This window comes from Myroides sp. 1354 (assembly GCF_030324495.1).
In the GTDB taxonomy this organism is placed as follows: Bacteria; Bacteroidota; Bacteroidia; order Flavobacteriales; family Flavobacteriaceae; genus Flavobacterium.
In genome coordinates this window covers 1-18,498 of sequence record NZ_JACAGN010000006.1, presented here as the reverse complement: position 1 = coordinate 18,498, position 18,498 = coordinate 1, and the positions used below count along the sequence as shown (strand labels likewise).

Sequence of the window (18,498 nt, the reverse complement as noted above, 5' to 3'; positions counted from 1 at the left end):
TTCTTAGCTATCTTCATCAAGATTGGGATAAAAACTCTCGTTTTAATACTAACAAGCTTTTATTCGTACTGACAAGACCGTTAATTAAATATTGTCTCAGTTCTTCTATATTGGAATGTGTAAGGTATTTTGCCCACTCATCCGATAGAAGTACTTTCTTAATTTCGCTTATACGCTTCGCTGTATCTTTGGCATTTCTGCGAAACGCATCGCTGCTGCCATTGAGACTTGCATAATGTTTAAACGTCACTTCTTTTTGCAAAAAATTAACACTTATAACATAGTTATTTTCTCTTTCATCATTGGGATAAAAACTTGACCAAGCGGCATACCCCACGGTATAGCCTTGATTGGTATGTGTATCAGAAATCAACTTCCATCTACAATTCGCAACTCTCCCCCAATGATTAGCATATCTAAAAATACCTTCTTGATTGAAGAAATAACAACTGCCTTTTTCACTTTTGAAATTAGGTTTTTTATCGGCTATTTCCGTTAATGGAACTTCTATCCATTCACAATAAGTATGTTTAAAAAAATTAGTTGCGTTGTATTTTTTCATTTACACCATCAATTCTTCACTCGTATTTACGATAGTAATTTCGTTCTCTATCAACATGGCTTTGGCCTGTTGCAGTCCTTCTGCTGAAATTGGCTTGGTTGCAAAATCTAAGAAATAAGTTTTAAATCCTGCTTTTTTTGCATCCATTGCGGTATAAAACACACAAAATTCAGCTGCTAATCCACAAACATAGACTTCGGTTACTCCTTTATCATTCAAAAAACCGTAAAGTCCTGTTGAATCGATTTTATTATTATCGTAAAAACCGCTATAGGAGTCGACTTGCTTGTTCATTCCTTTTCGAAATACAGCTGCAACGGAATTACTGTTCCAAGCTTCACTAAAGGAAGCTCCAACCGTACCTTGTACACAGTGATCTGGCCATAAGACCTGTGGTATTCCCTGTAATTCTATAAGGTCGTACACTTGTTGATTGGAATGCTGAGAAGCAAAACTTTGGTGATCCAAAGGATGCCAATCTTGCGTCGCTACAATCAGCTCGAAACGCTCTTGTATTGCATTAATACGGGGAATAATTAAATCTCCTTCATACACTGCTAAGGCTCCGTTAGGTAAAAAATCAAGCTGTAAATCAACTACCAATAAAGCTCTCATAAGTTACTACTTTTATTTTAAATTATAACAAAAAAAGAAACAAAAAATATATTATTTTCTATTATCTCTCAAATTCCTTTAATGTTTTTACGATAATAGAAACACAATCCAACAATTGTTCTTCGTTCATTACTAAAGGTGGTGCAAAACGAATAATATTGCCGTGTGTTGGTTTTGCTAATAGTCCATTATCTCTTAATTTCAAACAAATATTCCAAGCCGTATCACTATCTTCTGTATCATTGATTAGGATAGCATTCAACAATCCTTTTCCGCGTACTAATGAGCAGATATTACTTGTTTCAATATATTTTGTTAACTCACTTCTGAACAATTGACCTAAGCGTTCTGCATTATCTGCTAATTTCTCATCTAATACAACATCTAAAGCTGCAATGGCAATAGCTGCGGCCATCGGATTTCCTCCAAAAGTAGATCCGTGTTGTCCTGGTTTGATTACGTCCATGATTTCATTGTCTGCTAGTACTGCAGAAATTGGATAAGCCCCTCCCGATAAAGCTTTTCCTAAAACTAGGATATCTGCTTTTACATTTTCGTGTTGGATGGCCAACATTTTCCCTGTTCTCGCAATTCCGGTTTGTACTTCATCGGCAATAAACAATACATTGTGTTGTTCACATAGTAATTTAGCTTCTGCTAAATATCCTGTTTGAGGCACATATACTCCAGCTTCTCCTTGAATTGGTTCTACTAAAAAACCAGCAATAGAAGCGCTATCTTGCTCTAAAGCAGCGCGAAGTGCATCAATATTATCGTATGCTACACGGATAAAACCATCTGTATAAGGTCCGTAGTTTTTTCTAGCCTCTTCATCATTAGAGAAAGAAATGATAGTGGTTGTTCTACCGTGAAAGTTGTTCTCACAAACGATTATTTTCGCTTGATTTTCAGCAATTCCCTTTTTCTCATAGGCCCATTTACGGCAAACTTTCAACGCAGTTTCCACTGCTTCCGCCCCAGAATTCATAGGCAATACTTTTTCATATCCCATCAATTCTGTGATTTTCTTTTCGTAAGCACCTAATTGATCGTTGTAAAAAGCACGTGAGGTCAACATTAAAGTATTGGCTTGTTTCATCATAGCCTCAACAATTCGCGGATGACAATGCCCTTGGTTTACTGCAGAATAGGCAGATAAAAAATCGTAGTATTTTTTCCCTTCAACATCCCAAACGTACACCCCTTCACCTTTTGATAATACAACTGGTAGTGGATGATAGTTATGTGCTCCGTATTGGTTTTCTAAAGCAATCGCTTGTTCTGAAGTTATTTTTCCTGACATAATAGTAGCTGTTTTAATTTACCTGCAATTTACTGCTTTTTATGTATATAATTCGAAAAATACATCCCTCTACCCAATTTTAAACTCTTTTAAACAAAAAAAGCGAATGCTTGTATTTTCTATTTTGTGTAAATCTCATTCAAACAAATCAATCTACTAATTCAATTGATTTGTTTTATCCTCTTTATTCATCAATCCCCTCAATCTTGTGTGAAAATCACAAAATACATAGGACAAAAAAAGCGATTCAATCCCATTGAATCACTTTTTCTTTATTTTATTTCTTTAATTGTTCTTCGATTTCTCCCCATTTGGTTGGATCTTCTTTGAGATCGATATAATAATCATACAACATACGGGTGAGCTTCACTTCTACACGCTGTCCCATGATTTCATTCAACGTAAAATAACCGTGAAATTCTCCATTTTTTTTAATCATCGGTGGGTTTTCTGCATGTGGATTCCAAGGGGAGAAATTACTCTTATCATCTCCATAAATCCCATATTTGTTCCAAATGGACTTTTTATTGTATTCATTGCCATAGATTCCACTCGAATTCCACACCGAGTTTTTATTTTCTGAAGGACAATTCAAACATCCCAAATATTCTTGTGCTTTATTATTGCTGTAAATTTCTAACGTTTGTGCTTTTAAATTAAAGGAAACAAGACAAAATAAAGCGGCTAATACATTAATTTTCTTTCTCATTGTTTTTCGTTGTTTTGCTCCTTGCAAATTACAACATATTTTAGATTTTAACCACACCTTATCTTTTCTTGTTTATTAAATTTCAGAATAATAAGGAGAATATTTCGTCATTCATCCGATCTTTTATCTATTTTTATTTTATTCTACCTTGCGCTTAAAAAACAATAGAACCCGAATTATTTTCACAAAAAAACGTATATTTAATCCGTTGTACCTGAGGATAGAATACTTGATTTAGCATCATCCTTCGCACTTCCAGGTTTTCTTTCCAATACGTTGAATATTATGCAAACAGAGCGACTACTACTTACTACACTTGATCACCACGACAATGCTTTTATCCTGGCTATTGTCAATACCCCTGGCTGGTTAAAATTCATTGGTAACCGCAATATTGACAGCGCCTTAGATACACAGATTTACATTCAAAATATTTTAGACAATCCTCTTTTCACCTATTGGATTGTTCGATTACAAACGAATCAAACGCCCATTGGTATTGTTTCACTTATCAAAAGAGATTACTTGGATGCACATGATTTAGGATTTGCTTTTTTACCTCCATATATGAATATGGGATATGCTTATGAAGCAGCACATCGCATTACAGTAGAACTGAAGAAAAATCAATTGTATCCTAAACTTTATGCGACTACCTTAGCCGAAAATAAAAGCTCAATTAAATTACTAACTCGTTTGGGGTTTCATTTTTTAAAAATCATACGTCCTAAAGAAGAAACACTTCATTTATATGAATTGCATTTATAAATGCGAAATGAAAGGCGTTTGTATTTCTTCTTTACACAAGCAAATCCAACTATCTTTGTCTATCACTTGTAAAAACTTGTTTTTTTATGGAATGTATTCTTTGTCAAAACCCGCTCACATCTAAAATAGATCCACAATACTTCCACTGTGCTACTTGTTTCGCTTATGTCAAAGATGTAGACTATTATTTTTCATCCGAACAGGAGAAGCGCCACTATGAGTTTCACAATAATGACGTCAACGATTTGGGATATCAAAAATTCACTTCTCCAATTACCAATGAGGTTTTGGCCTGCTTTTCATCTGATACCTTAGGATTGGATTTTGGTTGTGGAAAGGGACCTGTTATCACGAAACAGTTGATTGATCGAGGGTATTCGGTTCACTTGTATGATCCTTATTTTTATCCAGATAAATCCTATGTCAATCACCAGTATGACTATATTTTCAGCTGTGAGGTTTTCGAACATTTTCACCATCCTCATCAAGAAATCATCCACCTGAAAAGCCTATTAAAGTCAGGAGGATTACTGTTGATTATGACTCATCTCTATGAAAATCAACGGCCTTTTGAATCCTGGTATTATCGCAAAGACGAGACTCATGTTTTTATTTATACAGCTCAAACCTTTGAATACATAGCTCAACAGTATGATTTTGAGATACTCAAAATCTCAGAGCGCTTCATCGTATTAAAATCCAATGTACTTTCATAAAGTAGCCTATCGATATAAATATAAAAAGGAGTAACTCAATTGAGATACTCCTTTTCCGATATACTGCTTGCTTCCAAGCAGTAAGAACAATAAAAAAAAATTATGACTCTTTTATATTTTTAGAAAAATCGCGGCGCAACTTTTCTTCTCTTTTTATTTTGCAATTCAAACTTCATGAAAATTTCATGAGAGCCTGAATGGTATTTGGCTAACTTGCTTGTATCAGCATCATACGTATACCCTATAAACAAGGCGTCTGTAATTTGAAAACCTGCTAATCCACTAACAGAAGCATCCCAACGATAAGCAGCGCCTAAAGTAAACTTTTCATAAAATAAGACGTTTGCTGTAAAATCAACTTGTAAAGGTGCTCCAGGAACAACTTTGACCAACGTTGCAGGTTTGAACTGGATCTCGTGATTCAAGTCAAATACATAACCTCCCATCAAATAAAAATGAGCTTTATCTTTCATTACTTTATACTCATTATCATTGTATTTATTACTAGAGAAAACCATTGGAACGGATAACCCTACATAAGCTTTATGCGAATATAAATACACTCCAGCCCCTACATTTCCTGAAAATTTATTGACAATATTATTTTCAGCAACTGGATCAGTACCATCATAGATATGTAATTTATTGTAATTTACATCTAAAAGAGATCCCGTTGCCTTCAATCCGAAAGCCAATTTATAATCGTAATTTAGATTAACTGCATAAGCTAAATCGATGGATAAATCATTTTGGTCTGTGACTCCCAAACGATCGTTCTTAAAGTGAACCCCCAATCCTAAACCTGTATCTGTTAAAGGGGTTGTTACCGATAAATGTGCAGTTTTAGGTGCCCCTTCTAATCCTACCCACTGCGTTCTATATTGTCCAAAAATTTGAATTCGATCTACACTTCCTGAATAAGCCGGATTAATCGTTGCAGGATTATACATGTATTGGGTATATTGTGGATCTTGTTGAGCATTTATTTGCTGAAAACTCAATAAACTTAAACAGAATAACAGTGTTTTTTTTATCGTTTTATTTCTTTGCATAACTTGTGCTTTTATTTTGTTTCAAGGTGTAAATTCGCCGCTTTTTTAATCATGCGACTTCCATTGGCGTCTTTATACTCATAGGTCACTACATAGTAATAAGTTCCGCTTGGTAGTTTAGACCCTTTGTCAATAGTCACCTTGCCTTCTGAATATCCAGTAAAGACATTACTACTGCCATCTCCATGAGGATCATATCCTGTAGTTTCATATACTTTTGCTCCCCAACGGTTGAAAATCTCTACTTTATTATTGGGATAATTTTGAATGTTTTCGATGATAAAATAATCATTCTTTCCATCTCCATTCGCTGTTACTAAGTTGTAGATCACGACATCTCCTTCTGTCATCCACTCTTTCTTCACCGTTGCTAAGGTGAAAAAACCATATCCTTTTACTGTTGTCATGGTCGTTACTTCTTTTACAGACATATCTACTACACCTCCTTCATCTACCCATAACTGTTTTTTTGAATCCCAACGCACAATGTGTAGTTCTTCTTCTGGGTTGATTAACACATCTTTTAATGTGGTCGACTCATCCCAACTTAAGGTCAGTAAAACATCACTTTGTTGTTCATTACCTTTTTCTATAATCCAATATTCCTTGGTATTGACTTTTTTTACAACACCTTCAGTATTTAGATGTTTATCAAAAAAAACTTTGTCGTTATATACGTACTGTCCAACGAAAACATCGTCTTTTCCCTTAGGCGCAGAAATTGTTGCATAGCGATATTTTCCATCATCTCCACTAGGATAAGTAAAAGCTTCATTCCCTATTTTTTCAATGGCTCCTTGAACATAAGAAGCATTGCTAACATTTTCTACTTTAGCTCCTTTTTTGAAAGTAAGCATCCCGTTTGATACCTTGCTTATCGGATTATAGGTTGAATCAACGAGGATGATTCCATTTTGAAAACTCGCGGTTCCAGAAATATCAATATTGTTTTTCAAATCAAACGCCACCTTATTTACTGAACTATCAAAAGTTACATGTCGAAAAGAAGCCATTTGATTACCTGCAATTTGTTTGGGATGTACTGCGTTTTCATATGCGGTAAAAATCGTTGTTGAGGTTGTATTTGTTGACGTATTTCCATAAGCTCCATTATTAATAAAGTTCTCATAATAAATGGTAGTTCCATCATTCGTCACCTCTCCTGAAGCAACATTCTCAAAAGCTCCTTCAAAAGAAATTAAATTCCCAGATGAAATAGTAAATAAACCTTCGTTTACTATTTGACTCGAATTTTGTCCGTGCATTATTATACTACTACATACTGCGATTAAAGCGATAATCTTTTTTTCGTTTTTCATACGTCCTTTTATTTATTTGATTTTTTTAAATAAAATCCCCTCTTTTACAGTTTATCAAGTACCGTACCAAAAAAATCTCAATCTTTGATTTATATTTAAAAACAAAATCAAAACACTAAAAAACAAGAAGTTTAGATAAAAAAATATTTTGCAATACACTGTTTTTCTATTCCTTTTTTTCCTGCTTACCTATTTGAGTGTAGCATAAAAAAAGGGATTAGCTGTTGTCAGCTAATCCCTTTTTCAAAAAAATTAAATTACTTATATTATAGTTATAGTAAGTTCACAATAATAAACTCACTTCGACGGTTTTCTTCGTGCTGTTCATCTGTACAATCTACTCCATTTCTACAGTGATTGACTAATTGACTTTCTCCATAACCTTTACCTGTTAATCGACTAGCCTCAACCCCTTGAACAATCATCCATTGAATGGTAGCTTGTGCACGACGTTCAGATAACTTCATATTGTATCCATCATCTCCACGACTATCCGTATGTGATCGAACATCAAGAATCAATTTCGGATGCTCTAACATGGTATTAACTACCTTCATCAATTCAATTGCTGCATCTGGACGAATTGTAGCAGAATCAAAATCAAAGTGAATCGGTGACAATTTTAATTTCTTGAACAAGTCATCTCCTTTATTAATGAGCTCGATTTGAATATTTATACGCTGTTGAATATCACGGTTGGTATTTACCTCAAATTCTTTGGTAAAATACCCTTCTTTGTTGATTTGAACGCGATATTGCTGACCACAGAATAACTTCTCGACACTATAATAACCTTGTTCATCGGTATACACCTTTTCAACAATTTTATTCTGCTTATCGTATACTGTGATTTCAACCCCTTGAATACCTCCTAGGGATTCGAGATCTGATACCACACCATCCACAATTTGATAGCAGGGTTTTTCTACAAACAAATAAACATCATCACTGCCTAAACTTCCTGTTTTATTTGAACTCACAAATCCTTTTTTTGTGGCTGCGTCAATATAAATACCAAAGTCGTCAAATCCGCTGTTAATGTCAGGGCCTAAATTAACGGGAACTCCCAATTGTCCATCGTGATTGATTTTTACTTTGTACAAGTCCAAACCTCCAAATCCTGGGTGACCATCACTCGAGAAATACAACATATAATCACTCGAAATAAACGGAAAGGTTTCTCGCCCTGCGGTATTGACTTTATCTCCAAGATGTTCGACTTGGCCAAAGCGCCCCGTAGCAAACATACTTACGCGAAACAAATCTGACTGACCTAAACTTCCTTGGCGATCTGAAACGAAATACATCCACTTCTCATCGGGTGTCAACGCAGGGTGAGCCGTGTTGTAACCATCCAAGTTAAAGGGCAAGGCTTCCATGGTTCCCCATCTACCATCGCTTTGTTTACGGGATTTATAAATCTTCAACAAAGAAGATTCATCCTCGTTGTATTGGGCTTTTTTACCTCCTGCACTACCGTTGTTACTAGTAAAGTACATCGTGTTGCCATCTTTGCTAAAAATAGCAGATCCCATATTGAGCTCTTTCGAGGCAATTTCCTTGGCAAACAACACAGGATTGTCAAAACTGCCGTCCTCTCTAATAATCGTTGTATACAACTTAGTATAGCGTTGATTGGTCCAATTGTGTACCTTGTTTTTCATTTCTTCATTCTCACGTGCAGAGGTAAAAATCAAGCGATTGTCTAAAAGTGTAGCTCCATAATCTGAATATTCACTATTAGTAGAGAGATTCAGCAACGTAAAACGTGAAGTACCAATAGTTTGTTCAAGCAGTTCGCTATTGGTGATAAGCAGTTGTGCTCTAGAATCATTGGCCTTAAGTTCAGCAAATTCGCGTAAAACAGCATCTGCTTTTTCCAACTGATTCACCGCCTTGAGCGTTTGACCGTAACGGTAGTAATACTCTTTATCTAATGCTATTGTATTCTTGTCAGGATAATTACCCTGAAACAACTCATCATACCACTTAAAAGCTTCAACAAATTTACCATTGAAATAGTAAGAATCGCCTAGCTTACTCAAAATAGAGGTATTGATTTCCCCTTTGTCCACCATACCTTCATAAAACTTAATGGCATCGACATAGGCAAAATTATCATATTCGCGATTGGCTTTGCGCTCTTTTCTTGTTTGTCCAAAGCTGATTACGCTTGACAACAAGAAACAAAACAAAAGGCCTTTGTGTATATTTTTTCTAATCATATAAGCTGGTCTTTAGAAAAATCGTGGGGCGACTTTTCTCCTGTTGTTATTAAATAATTCAAACTTCATGAAGATCTCATGCGATCCAGAATTGTACTTCGATAATTTACTGGTATCCGCATCATACGTATACCCAACAAATAATCCATCCGTGATTTGAAATCCAGCGAGTCCGCTAACAGATGCATCCCAACGATAGGCAGCCCCTAGAGTAAATCTATTATAGAACAAGAAGTTAGCCGTTACATCAACCTGCAAAGGAGCTCCTGTCATCACTTTTACTAAGGTCGCTGGTTTAAATTGAATATCGCGATTGATATCAAAGACATACCCTCCCATCACATAAAAATGAGTTTTCTCTTTCATGACTTTGTAATCATTGGCGTTGTAGATGTTGCTAGAGAGAATCATCGGTACGGAAAGTCCAACATAAGCTTTATCCGAATAAAGGTAAACCCCTGCCCCTACGTTTCCTGAAAACTTATTTTTTATATTGCTTTCTGAAATCGGATCTGTACTGTCATAGATATACAACTTATCATAATCCACATCTAAGAGAGATCCTGCTCCCTTTAGTCCAAAAGACAACTTATACTGATGGTTTAAGTCTACAGAGTAAGCCAAATCAATAGATAAACTGTTTTCATCCATCACCCCTAAGTGGTCGTTCTTAAAGTGAACACCCAATCCCAATCCATTATCCGTAAGTGGGGTTGTCGCTGAAAGGTAGGCTGTTTTTGGAGCCCCTTCGAGCCCAACCCATTGGGTGCGATACAAACCAAAAATCTGTAAATTATTCACACTACCTGCATAGGCAGGGTTTATCACTGCGGGATTATACATGTATTGCGTATATTGAGGATCTTGTTGTGAAAAAGCTTGGTGCATACTCAACAAGCCTAAACCGTACATCAATACCTGCTTTATTGTGATTTTTCTTTTCATTACTTGCATTTTTAATTGGTTTCAAGGTGTAAGTTGGCCGCCTTTTTAATCATGCGACTCCCATTGGCATCAGTATACTCATAAGTGATGACGTAATAATACGTCCCACTTGGAAGTTTCATTCCCTTGTCAACTGTAACCTTTCCTTCTGAATAACCTTTAAAAACATTGGTGCTTCCATCACCATAAGGATCGTAGTTTGTTGTTTCATAGACACGAGCGCCCCAACGGTTGAAAATCTCAACTTTGTTGTTCGGATAGTTCTTGATGTTGTCAATGATAAAGTAATCGTTCTTCCCATCTCCATCAGGAGTAACCAGGTTATAGATTACAATATCACCATCTAGAATCCAGTCCTTTTTAACTGTACCCAAGGTGAAAACCCCATATCCTTTTACTATTCCAATAGTCGTCACTTCTTTAGTAGACATATCTACTACACCACCTTCATCAACCCATAGCTGCTGCTTGGCATCCCAGCGAACAATGTGTAATTCTTCTTCTGGATTGGTTAAAACTTCAGGTGCAGTAGTTGACTCATCCCAAGTTAGTGTCAATAACACATCACTTTGCTTATCAGACCCTTTATCAACAATCCAATATTCTTGGTCATTGATTGCCTTGATTACTCCAACTTTGTTGGGACGAGAGGCGAAAAAAGCTGCATCCTTATAAACATATTGACCTACGAAAATATCTCCCTCAGCTTTAGAAGCTGAAATTCGAGCGGGACGGTATCGTTCGCCACCCCCTATTGGATATATAAAAACCTCATTTCCAATCTTTTCCACCGCTCCTTGAATATGAGATGCATCTCCCATAGCTTGAGCTTTAGCTCCTTTTTTAAAGGTAAACATCCCATGGGAAACCTTCGTAATTGGGTTATAGGTTGAATCAACTAAAATGATTCCTTGCTGAAAATCAACCAAACCAGAAGCATCAATATTGTTCTTTAAATCAAAGGCTACTTTACTCACTGGGCTATCAAAAATCACATTGTAAAAGGAGGCTATCTCATTTCCCTTGATTTGTTTCGCTGTTGTCGGCATACCCTCAACTGTGAAAATCGTAGTTGAGGTAGTCCTACCTTCAGTCGAACTGTATCCTCCATCATTGATAAAGTCATGATAGTATAGCACAGTGCCGTCATTCGTGACATCTCCAGATACTTGATTTTCAAAGGTTCTTTCAAAGGAAACTAAACCTTCTGGAGATACAGAAAGTTCTCCTTCATTGACAATTTTATTTTCTACTTCTTGAGCATAAAGCAAAATGTTACCATACCCAAATAGCAATATTGTATATATTATTTTCTTCATCATATCTCTTACTTAAGTGAAAGGAAAAACCGAATGATTTAAAAACATTCGGATCCCTTAGTTTACATTTCTTACTATTTCACTACGTTTGGTTGATGTTCCTGTGCGTAGTCAATAGCCCAATGCACAAGATTCAGTAAGAACCAAGAATTATAGGTATCATTTCCTACTAAAGGTGTACCATTCGTTGTTGAGTTCATCGGATAATTATCCGCTTTTGTATTAGTTGCTCCTGCAGTTGTTACATATCCCCCCATGAAAACGGAGTTATTTACTCCAACAAATCCTAATGTTTTGTGTACATATGCAAAACTTAAATTGCTACTTCCGTTATAGGCAATAGTTTCAAAATCACTAGGCAAATTGGTAATACTAAATGTCGAAGCTGAACCTCCACTTCTAATATTGCGTCCTGGTAAAGAAATATTTTGATAAGTACTTCCAAAATAAGAATAGTTATTCCCTAAAATTAATGGGTTTGCTGTTCCTGGATAAGATACGACTCTACTAACTGCAGATCTAGAATAATCCTGAGTTGAAATATTATAGCCTAATTTTTGGAAGAAACTTCTCATATGCACATCATTCCCTTCTCCATACATCAATACTCCATTTTCGCGTTTTACATAATCTGCTAAAAAGGATAATTGGGTGTCTTGTTTCGCAAAGTTTGCAGCATTATATCCTCCAATAAATACCATATCTGCCTGATTTAATCTACTTCTGAATGTTGATGCATTTGAAGTATTTGACATATCTACAGAAGTGTTAATATAACTACTTGATTGAGCACTTGCTATCCCAATTATATCCAATTTATCAATTCTAACTACTCCATTCCAAGAGAAGTTGTCAAGTGATCGAACTAATCGAGGACCTCCAGAGAAACTCCAACCATTATTTCCACCTGGATGCCAAGATTCACTACTTCCACCTATAGAATACATCTTCATTGGACGATATACATAATCTACATAAACACGTGCTGGTGTACTTTGTGGAACTTCACTATTTCCTGTCAATGTATACAAAGCCTGTGCTCGAGGCAAATCTCTATCTGACTTACCATAAGCTTTTAATATAATTTCCTTTGATCTTCTAGTAACATCACTCTCTTCAATAATTCCTTTTCCATAAAAATATACTCCGTTTAGTGTATTCGTTTTAATTTCATATTCACCTGCCGTTTGAGGAACTAGGGTTACATATAGTACAAACTCATTACTTCCCTCATCAGGCATTTTTGTTTTTGGTGTAATGTAATATGGATTACCTGATTGTGTAATTGATCTAAATCTACTAAATAGTCGAACATCTCTCAACTCATAAATTACAGGTGCTCCAATAACTGGAATATTGTAATCACAACCGTTTACAATACTTTCTTCAATTGGGTAAGATGGGTCATACTCATGAGCACCTCTTGAAGTTAATTTTAATTTCACAACAATGTCTTTATTTCCCACTGTTGGTTTTCCTGTACCCCATTTTGGCTTCAACACTACATTTTGAACATCATCTCTTAGATTATTAAATTCAAAATCTATTTTTCCAGAAGTAAATTCTATTTTTTCTGTTTGTTGACCATATCCTGTACCTGTGATTTCCACCGTTCCTACCACTTCACCACGCCCCGTAGCTACTACTTTTATAGGAACATGGATTTTATTTGCCTCTGTTAAAACAGTATTATATTCAAAAACACCTTCATGGCTAATCGGATAAGCTGCATTATTACATAGAAAATTCACGTATAATGGTTCTATTCCCACTGTATAAGGGAAAAACTCAGCAGGCTGTCCTATTTCAACTTGAACATGTGAATTCGTAAAAAAGTTTAAAGGTGTATCTTTTGGTATTGCAGGAGTACCTTCTCCACGAAGAACAACTTTAGCAGTTCTTGAAGCAATTTCAGCATTAGACAAAGTATGTCTTCCTGAGAAGCTAATACCATTATTATCTACTGTGTGAATCTCTACAGTTCCACCCATTGTTATATCAACAAGTGTTGCTTCTAAATCTCCACTTTTAGCATTTGTTAATGGCACTCCAGTATAAAATTTACCTACTGGATCAATTCTATTAATTTTATATTTCAATGATTCCTTTTCTACAAAATTGTAGATAATACAACTAGATTCTTTTCCATTTAAAATAAATTTTATTGTATCTCCTTGACTTGTTGGAGCTCCATTTCCATCTCTCACATACCCTTGTATAGGAGTACCTGTACCTCTTAGTACAATGTGGTAATTTCCTGCTTCGGGAAAGATTCCCGCTCCTTGAAAAGCGTACCCATTAGGATTGCCTCCATTATATGCCGTTGCTTCTACTTGATAAGTTCCTGGCGTAGATACATTGACTTCTAAGAAAATCACATTCGTTCTTTCTCTTAAGAAAACACCCTCAAAATAATTTCCTTCAATTTGAATTTTTGAACATTTACTATCTTGAATTACAAATGTTGCTAGTTCAATTTCTCCACATAAATTCAACCATCGATCTCTTGTCTGATTATAAAATTCCATACAATCAATGGTTGTATTATAAATCATTAAACCTTGTTGCAAATCTGCTTTAGGAATATTTCTCCTCTGTTCAGTTGTTAATTTAGGCAAGAGAAAACCTCGTTCTGCTGAACTTAAATCCAAAATACTAAAAGGAAGCATTTCATTTGAAGGGAAACTCACAGAATTGTCTTCAAGTTTCATTCCTCTTTTGTTTGTTGGATTTTGAGCATAACCAATTGTCATACTAAAAAAGACAGCGAGTAGTGTATAATACACTATTTTATATGGTTTCATTTCAAAATTCATATGCATTATTTTTAGATTTAAGAAGCTGAAACACTTGATTTGGTTTCAGCTTCTTTTTAATTAGTCTGTGTGTTTATTTTCTTTTACATATTCGATGGCCCAAGCCATAACATTTGCATATAACACACTATTATACACTTCGGTTCCTTGATAATATGGTTTGGCTTTAGGAGTCCCATCTGCCAAATATCTTGAAGGCCAAACATTTGTACTTGTATTAATTGCTGTTCCTACAAACCATCCACCATCTCCAACAAAAACATATCCTAAATCCCTGTGTTTTAATGCCCAAATAGAAGAAGCATCATTTTGTTTGCTAATTAAAGGAACTATACTACTTGGCAAATTGCTATAATACCATCCATTCGTAGCGTCATTACCAAGATATTTTCCGCTTAAGTTTCCAAAAGTTCCGTTGATAATTGGGTCATTATTTGCACTACTTAATACTGGATTTACCATTGTAAAGCTACTATTATACGTAATTCCACTACTTGATGTTAGAGCTTCAATAAAGCTTTTCGTTGTTGTATGTACTGTATTTTCATCTCCAGTAATCAATACTCCTTTCTTATTTCTAACAAAATCTAATAACACATCATTTGTTGCAGCAGTAGCATTGTATCCAATAACATTGACAATAATATCTACTTTATTTGAACTAATATAATTACGCAGACTCTCTCCTTGCAAAGAAGTATCTAAAATTCTAATACTATTTACTTTTACTTTTCCAGTTGGTCCAAAGTTTACTCTACTATTTAAAATAGCTCCACCTGCATACGTATTTGATGTTGAAGGACCATAGTTATTTAAACCTAAACGCAACACTACAATATCTCTAAAGCGAACGTCTACCATAGCTGAACAAGTTGTTGTTCCAGCTTGACTATTCGTTGTAATCGTATAATTTAAACTACCGCCTACTGTATATTTTGCCGTTGGTATTAAACGAATTGTTTGTTGTCCTTGCCCTGTAAAAGTACCAGATGCAACAAAACTAACACCATTTACTTCATTCGTTGTAACTGTATATGGTCCAGGGTAATCCACATTTACTTGAAGCTCAATATAATTACCTGCTCCATGATTTGCATCTACTAAATATGACCCTTGTACGCGAACCGTATGACATAACACACTATAACGTATTGGTTGAACTTCCACTTCAATTTCAGGGAAAGTTGTACAAATAGCTGATATTCCAGGTGTTAAATTCGTAAATTTAATTGCTGTTGTCCCTTTTGGTATTCTTACAGCATCTGGATAAAGCGTAACAAACTGAATATTATTTCTATTTGCATTAAATGATAAATTAACATTATTCGCTTTGAAACTAACTGGAGTTGTTGCATTTCCAACAACAAAATGTCCTTTTAACTCTAATGAAGTCGTCCCAGGAGCTAAAACTTTAACTGGAATTAAAATTGAATTTCCTTGTGATAGTTGCGTATCTTCTTGATAATCCCCTCTAATTTCAATCTTGTTATTTGTATCATCACAAACTAATTCAAAATCTACTGGTTTAACATTAACCATGACTTTTGCATTTGTAGGGTTTGTATTGCTAATTGAATTGGTAGTAAATGTAAATACGTTTGGATTTGAAGTAAGGGTAGACACATTGGGAGTACCTTGTCCAACAACCTCAATATTTTGACTTCCTTCTCTAGTGAATTCTCCAGAACCACTAAAAGACATTCCATTAACTGTATTACTTTGTACTCTCCAAAATCCTGTTCTAGTTACATTAACTTCCATTGTAACTTTGTTGTCATTTGCATTTAATGGCACTCCAATATAGGCACTCCAAGTTGCTGTAACATTCTGCGGTTCTTTAATTATAAAATTAAGATCTGATGGTTTTACAGGAATACGAGTATTTGTACATTGTGTACTTATTTTCCCATTAATAGAGAATGTAATCAAATCACCTGGAGTTTCATTTCCCAACAACGGTGTTCCTAAACCTTCTAATGCTACAGTATAAACACCTGGTGCATTAAATGTTCCACTTTTGCTAAATGAATATCCATTTTCCGGGTTAGGAGTTGCTGTAATATGATAAGATCCGGCTTCTTGAACCTCTAATTGTACATATAAAAGATCTGTAATCTTCAGATATTTCCCTTGCTCTAAATAATCATGTCCGGATGCACTTAATACAATTCGATTACAAGCTGTTATATCTATAATTGCTGGAGGGAGAGTTCCACATAAACTCAACCAACGATTACCCTCTCTACTCCAATAATTAATACAATCTGTATCTGTATTGTAGATCACTAAACCATTACCACGCTCAACATCAGAAATATTAATTGCATTTCTTTCTACAGTTGTCATACGAGGTAATAAAAATCCTTTTGTAGAACTTTCTAATTCCAATAGTGTCGCCGGCGCTGCCGTTTGAGCACTATTGGCTACGGAACCATCCTTAATCTTTGTTGTATGAAGATTAGTTTGTCCGAATACAGTAGCTATATTAAAAAATATAGCTACCATTATCCATACTATATATTGAATAGGTTTCAAATTTAATTTTTTCATCAATAAACTATTTTGACTTATACAATTGATTATTTTAAAAGCGCTTCAATTGCTTCTAAACGCTCCGTTAGATCTCTTACTTCATTTTTAAGCACTTGAATTTCATCCGCTTTTTGATCTAACTCTTTCTTCTGCTCAATTACGTGTAAGAACAATTCCTCCGTCTTTTCTAATAGTTGAATAGACAATTCGGATACATTAAATGAATAACCAGACTCTGTTTTTTCCAATTCACTAATTGGTGTAATTCCAGGTAAATGTCTGTTTAGTTTAATATAGCTGTCAACTGTATTCAAATCATTAAATGAATAATCATATTTCAGTGAAGAATATCCATCAAAATAATTCTCGAATACATAATCAGCATAATAACTATTTGTTGCTGTAATACTACCGTTCACTCGTAATCGTTCATTTGGTGCAGTAGATTTTGTTTTGTAACCAATTCCTACCCACCCCATGGTATAGATATCCTGATCATTTTTCGTTGCTTGAACGTCACTTCCAGTATACCAAGGTTCTTGAACCATGTCATTGAATGCTAGAATTGTTTTATTCTTCACTTCATCTGTATAGACTAACTCACGGTTATCTAATTTCATTTCTAATTTTGTCAGAGTTTCTGAGTTATCAAAAATATCCTTTAGGTAAATTGGACTCTTCGATTTTTCCTCGTTCTCATACACTAAAGCTTTCCCTAAACCTGCATAATTTTCTTCTAAGGTTAATGAGGTAATTGTCTCTAAACTATTTCCGCCGATTGCACCAAATAACTCAGTTCCTTTTATTTCTACATTCTCATTTGCCTCATTGTTATAAACATACTTCGTTACATCATATGTTCTTACGTAAGTCTCACTAGAACGTTCTATTTCCTCATGTACTTCTAACAACTCTCCATTAACATCATCTAAATACACAAATACAGGATATTTCACAGAAGTAAGTGTTGTTTTCGTTTCTTTACTTTTTATCTCTTCTGTTAAATTGAAACTATCTGTAGCAGTCTTAATAACTAAATCACCATTCTCTCTCACTATAGAAACATCTCCTGTAGCTGAAGAAATGAACTGCTGTAACAACGTTTTTACAGTATTGTCATTTATAATTTTAGCAAAATCTGTGATAATATCTTGTGTCACTTGGATTATAACATCATCATGATTTCCTGTTTCATCCACAAAATAGTACTCAATTAAACCTGCTGCATCCGCTCCTTTTTCCATTGCAGTTAACGTTTCTGCAAATTCAACTTTAGTTAGATCTTTACCATTATTAAATGTAAATCCAGCTTTCACAGCTTTTGCATTCACTATTTCATCTGTTAATGTTACTGTTGACGTTGCTGAATTACCTTTTATAATTGTTTTAAACTCATTGCTATCTCCTAACTTAGTGATAAACTCCTGGTTCTCTACCAGTTCAGTTACAAATACATTGTTGTTCGCGATGATTTTCCCTAAGTCATCCATCTTCACAGCAAACACATTGTTCTCTGTATCGGTGATTGTTAAGAATTCATCCGTTGCTACAAATGATTTGATTTTTGTATTTCCTAAAGCATCCCAGCTAATTACTACAGGTTGCTTATTTTCATCA

13 protein-coding genes and 1 pseudogene are annotated in these 18,498 nt (G+C 34.9%); 2 read left to right on the top strand and 12 right to left on the bottom strand.

What is annotated here, in order from left to right:
• Window positions 1-16 precede the first annotated feature (16 nt).
• The 4 genes from HX004_RS08010 to HX004_RS07995 all read right to left on the bottom strand — a co-directional run bounded on the left by HX004_RS08010 (window position 17) and on the right by HX004_RS07995 (window position 3,189).
• Window positions 17-562 carry a hypothetical protein gene (locus HX004_RS08010; RefSeq protein ID WP_286441930.1) on the bottom strand — a complete coding sequence of 182 codons (546 nt, stop codon included), beginning with the start codon at window positions 560-562 and terminating at the stop codon, window positions 17-19.
• Complete coding sequence (pncA, locus tag HX004_RS08005; protein WP_286441929.1) at window positions 563-1,177, bottom strand: bifunctional nicotinamidase/pyrazinamidase; 615 nt, start codon at window positions 1,175-1,177, stop codon at window positions 563-565. It lies immediately after the preceding gene.
• Between the two features lie 61 nt (window positions 1,178-1,238).
• Entirely contained in the window at window positions 1,239-2,480 is a 1,242-nt protein-coding gene (rocD, locus tag HX004_RS08000) for an ornithine--oxo-acid transaminase (protein WP_286441927.1), read from the bottom strand.
• A 277-nt stretch (window positions 2,481-2,757) separates the two neighbouring features.
• The gene (locus tag HX004_RS07995) at window positions 2,758-3,189 is read right to left on the bottom strand and encodes a hypothetical protein (protein WP_286441925.1); all 432 of its coding nucleotides are present in this window, start codon (window positions 3,187-3,189) and stop codon (window positions 2,758-2,760) included.
• A 285-nt stretch (window positions 3,190-3,474) separates the two neighbouring features.
• Between HX004_RS07995 and HX004_RS07990 the strand changes: the two genes are divergently transcribed.
• Both HX004_RS07990 and HX004_RS07985 read left to right on the top strand, forming a co-directional pair.
• On the top strand, window positions 3,475-3,957 hold the full coding sequence (locus HX004_RS07990; protein WP_286441924.1) for a GNAT family N-acetyltransferase: 483 nt from the start codon (window positions 3,475-3,477) through the stop codon (window positions 3,955-3,957).
• Window positions 3,958-4,043: 86 nt separating this feature from the next.
• The gene (locus HX004_RS07985; protein ID WP_286441923.1) at window positions 4,044-4,673 is read left to right on the top strand and encodes a methyltransferase domain-containing protein; all 630 of its coding nucleotides are present in this window, start codon (window positions 4,044-4,046) and stop codon (window positions 4,671-4,673) included.
• Between the two features lie 119 nt (window positions 4,674-4,792).
• Here HX004_RS07985 and HX004_RS07980 read toward each other — a convergent pair whose 3' ends face one another.
• From HX004_RS07980 to HX004_RS07945, 8 genes and pseudogenes are all read right to left on the bottom strand, one after another.
• Entirely contained in the window at window positions 4,793-5,725 is a 933-nt protein-coding gene (locus tag HX004_RS07980) for a PorP/SprF family type IX secretion system membrane protein (protein WP_286441922.1), read from the bottom strand.
• Between the two features lie 11 nt (window positions 5,726-5,736).
• Window positions 5,737-7,044, bottom strand: a complete 1,308-nt coding sequence (locus HX004_RS07975) for a T9SS type B sorting domain-containing protein (RefSeq protein WP_286441920.1) — start codon at window positions 7,042-7,044, stop codon at window positions 5,737-5,739.
• Window positions 7,045-7,316: 272 nt separating this feature from the next.
• Window positions 7,317-9,269: an OmpA family protein gene (locus HX004_RS07970; RefSeq protein WP_286441919.1), complete on the bottom strand. Its 1,953-nt coding sequence runs from the start codon at window positions 9,267-9,269 to the stop codon at window positions 7,317-7,319.
• Window positions 9,270-9,281: 12 nt separating this feature from the next.
• Window positions 9,282-10,214 (bottom strand): PorP/SprF family type IX secretion system membrane protein, encoded by a 933-nt coding sequence (locus HX004_RS07965; RefSeq protein ID WP_286441918.1) that lies wholly within the window; start codon window positions 10,212-10,214, stop codon window positions 9,282-9,284.
• An 11-nt stretch (window positions 10,215-10,225) separates the two neighbouring features.
• On the bottom strand, window positions 10,226-11,536 hold the full coding sequence (locus HX004_RS07960) for a T9SS type B sorting domain-containing protein (RefSeq protein WP_502888469.1): 1,311 nt from the start codon (window positions 11,534-11,536) through the stop codon (window positions 10,226-10,228).
• 71 nt (window positions 11,537-11,607) lie between these two features.
• Window positions 11,608-14,349, bottom strand: a complete 2,742-nt coding sequence (locus HX004_RS07955) for a phage tail-like protein (protein ID WP_286441916.1) — start codon at window positions 14,347-14,349, stop codon at window positions 11,608-11,610.
• A 60-nt stretch (window positions 14,350-14,409) separates the two neighbouring features.
• The gene (locus tag HX004_RS07950) at window positions 14,410-16,899 is read right to left on the bottom strand and encodes a phage tail-like protein (RefSeq protein ID WP_286441915.1); all 2,490 of its coding nucleotides are present in this window, start codon (window positions 16,897-16,899) and stop codon (window positions 14,410-14,412) included.
• A 29-nt stretch (window positions 16,900-16,928) separates the two neighbouring features.
• A pseudogene (locus tag HX004_RS07945) lies at window positions 16,929-18,498 on the bottom strand (hypothetical protein); the annotation flags it as partial.

Coding starts and splice junctions, on each gene's coding strand:
- HX004_RS07960 (WP_502888469.1), bottom strand. CDS start 11,536: ATGATGAAGAAAATAATATATACAATATTGCTATTTGGGTATGGTAAC.
- HX004_RS07970 (WP_286441919.1), bottom strand. CDS start 9,269: ATGATTAGAAAAAATATACACAAAGGCCTTTTGTTTTGTTTCTTGTTG.
- HX004_RS07975 (WP_286441920.1), bottom strand. CDS start 7,044: ATGAAAAACGAAAAAAAGATTATCGCTTTAATCGCAGTATGTAGTAGT.
- HX004_RS08010 (WP_286441930.1), bottom strand. CDS start 562: ATGAAAAAATACAACGCAACTAATTTTTTTAAACATACTTATTGTGAA.
- HX004_RS07990 (WP_286441924.1), top strand. CDS start 3,475: ATGCAAACAGAGCGACTACTACTTACTACACTTGATCACCACGACAAT.
- HX004_RS07950 (WP_286441915.1), bottom strand. CDS start 16,899: ATGAAAAAATTAAATTTGAAACCTATTCAATATATAGTATGGATAATG.
- rocD (WP_286441927.1), bottom strand. CDS start 2,480: ATGTCAGGAAAAATAACTTCAGAACAAGCGATTGCTTTAGAAAACCAA.
- HX004_RS07955 (WP_286441916.1), bottom strand. CDS start 14,349: ATGAATTTTGAAATGAAACCATATAAAATAGTGTATTATACACTACTC.
- HX004_RS07965 (WP_286441918.1), bottom strand. CDS start 10,214: ATGAAAAGAAAAATCACAATAAAGCAGGTATTGATGTACGGTTTAGGC.
- HX004_RS07995 (WP_286441925.1), bottom strand. CDS start 3,189: ATGAGAAAGAAAATTAATGTATTAGCCGCTTTATTTTGTCTTGTTTCC.
- HX004_RS07985 (WP_286441923.1), top strand. CDS start 4,044: ATGGAATGTATTCTTTGTCAAAACCCGCTCACATCTAAAATAGATCCA.
- pncA (WP_286441929.1), bottom strand. CDS start 1,177: ATGAGAGCTTTATTGGTAGTTGATTTACAGCTTGATTTTTTACCTAAC.
- HX004_RS07980 (WP_286441922.1), bottom strand. CDS start 5,725: ATGCAAAGAAATAAAACGATAAAAAAAACACTGTTATTCTGTTTAAGT.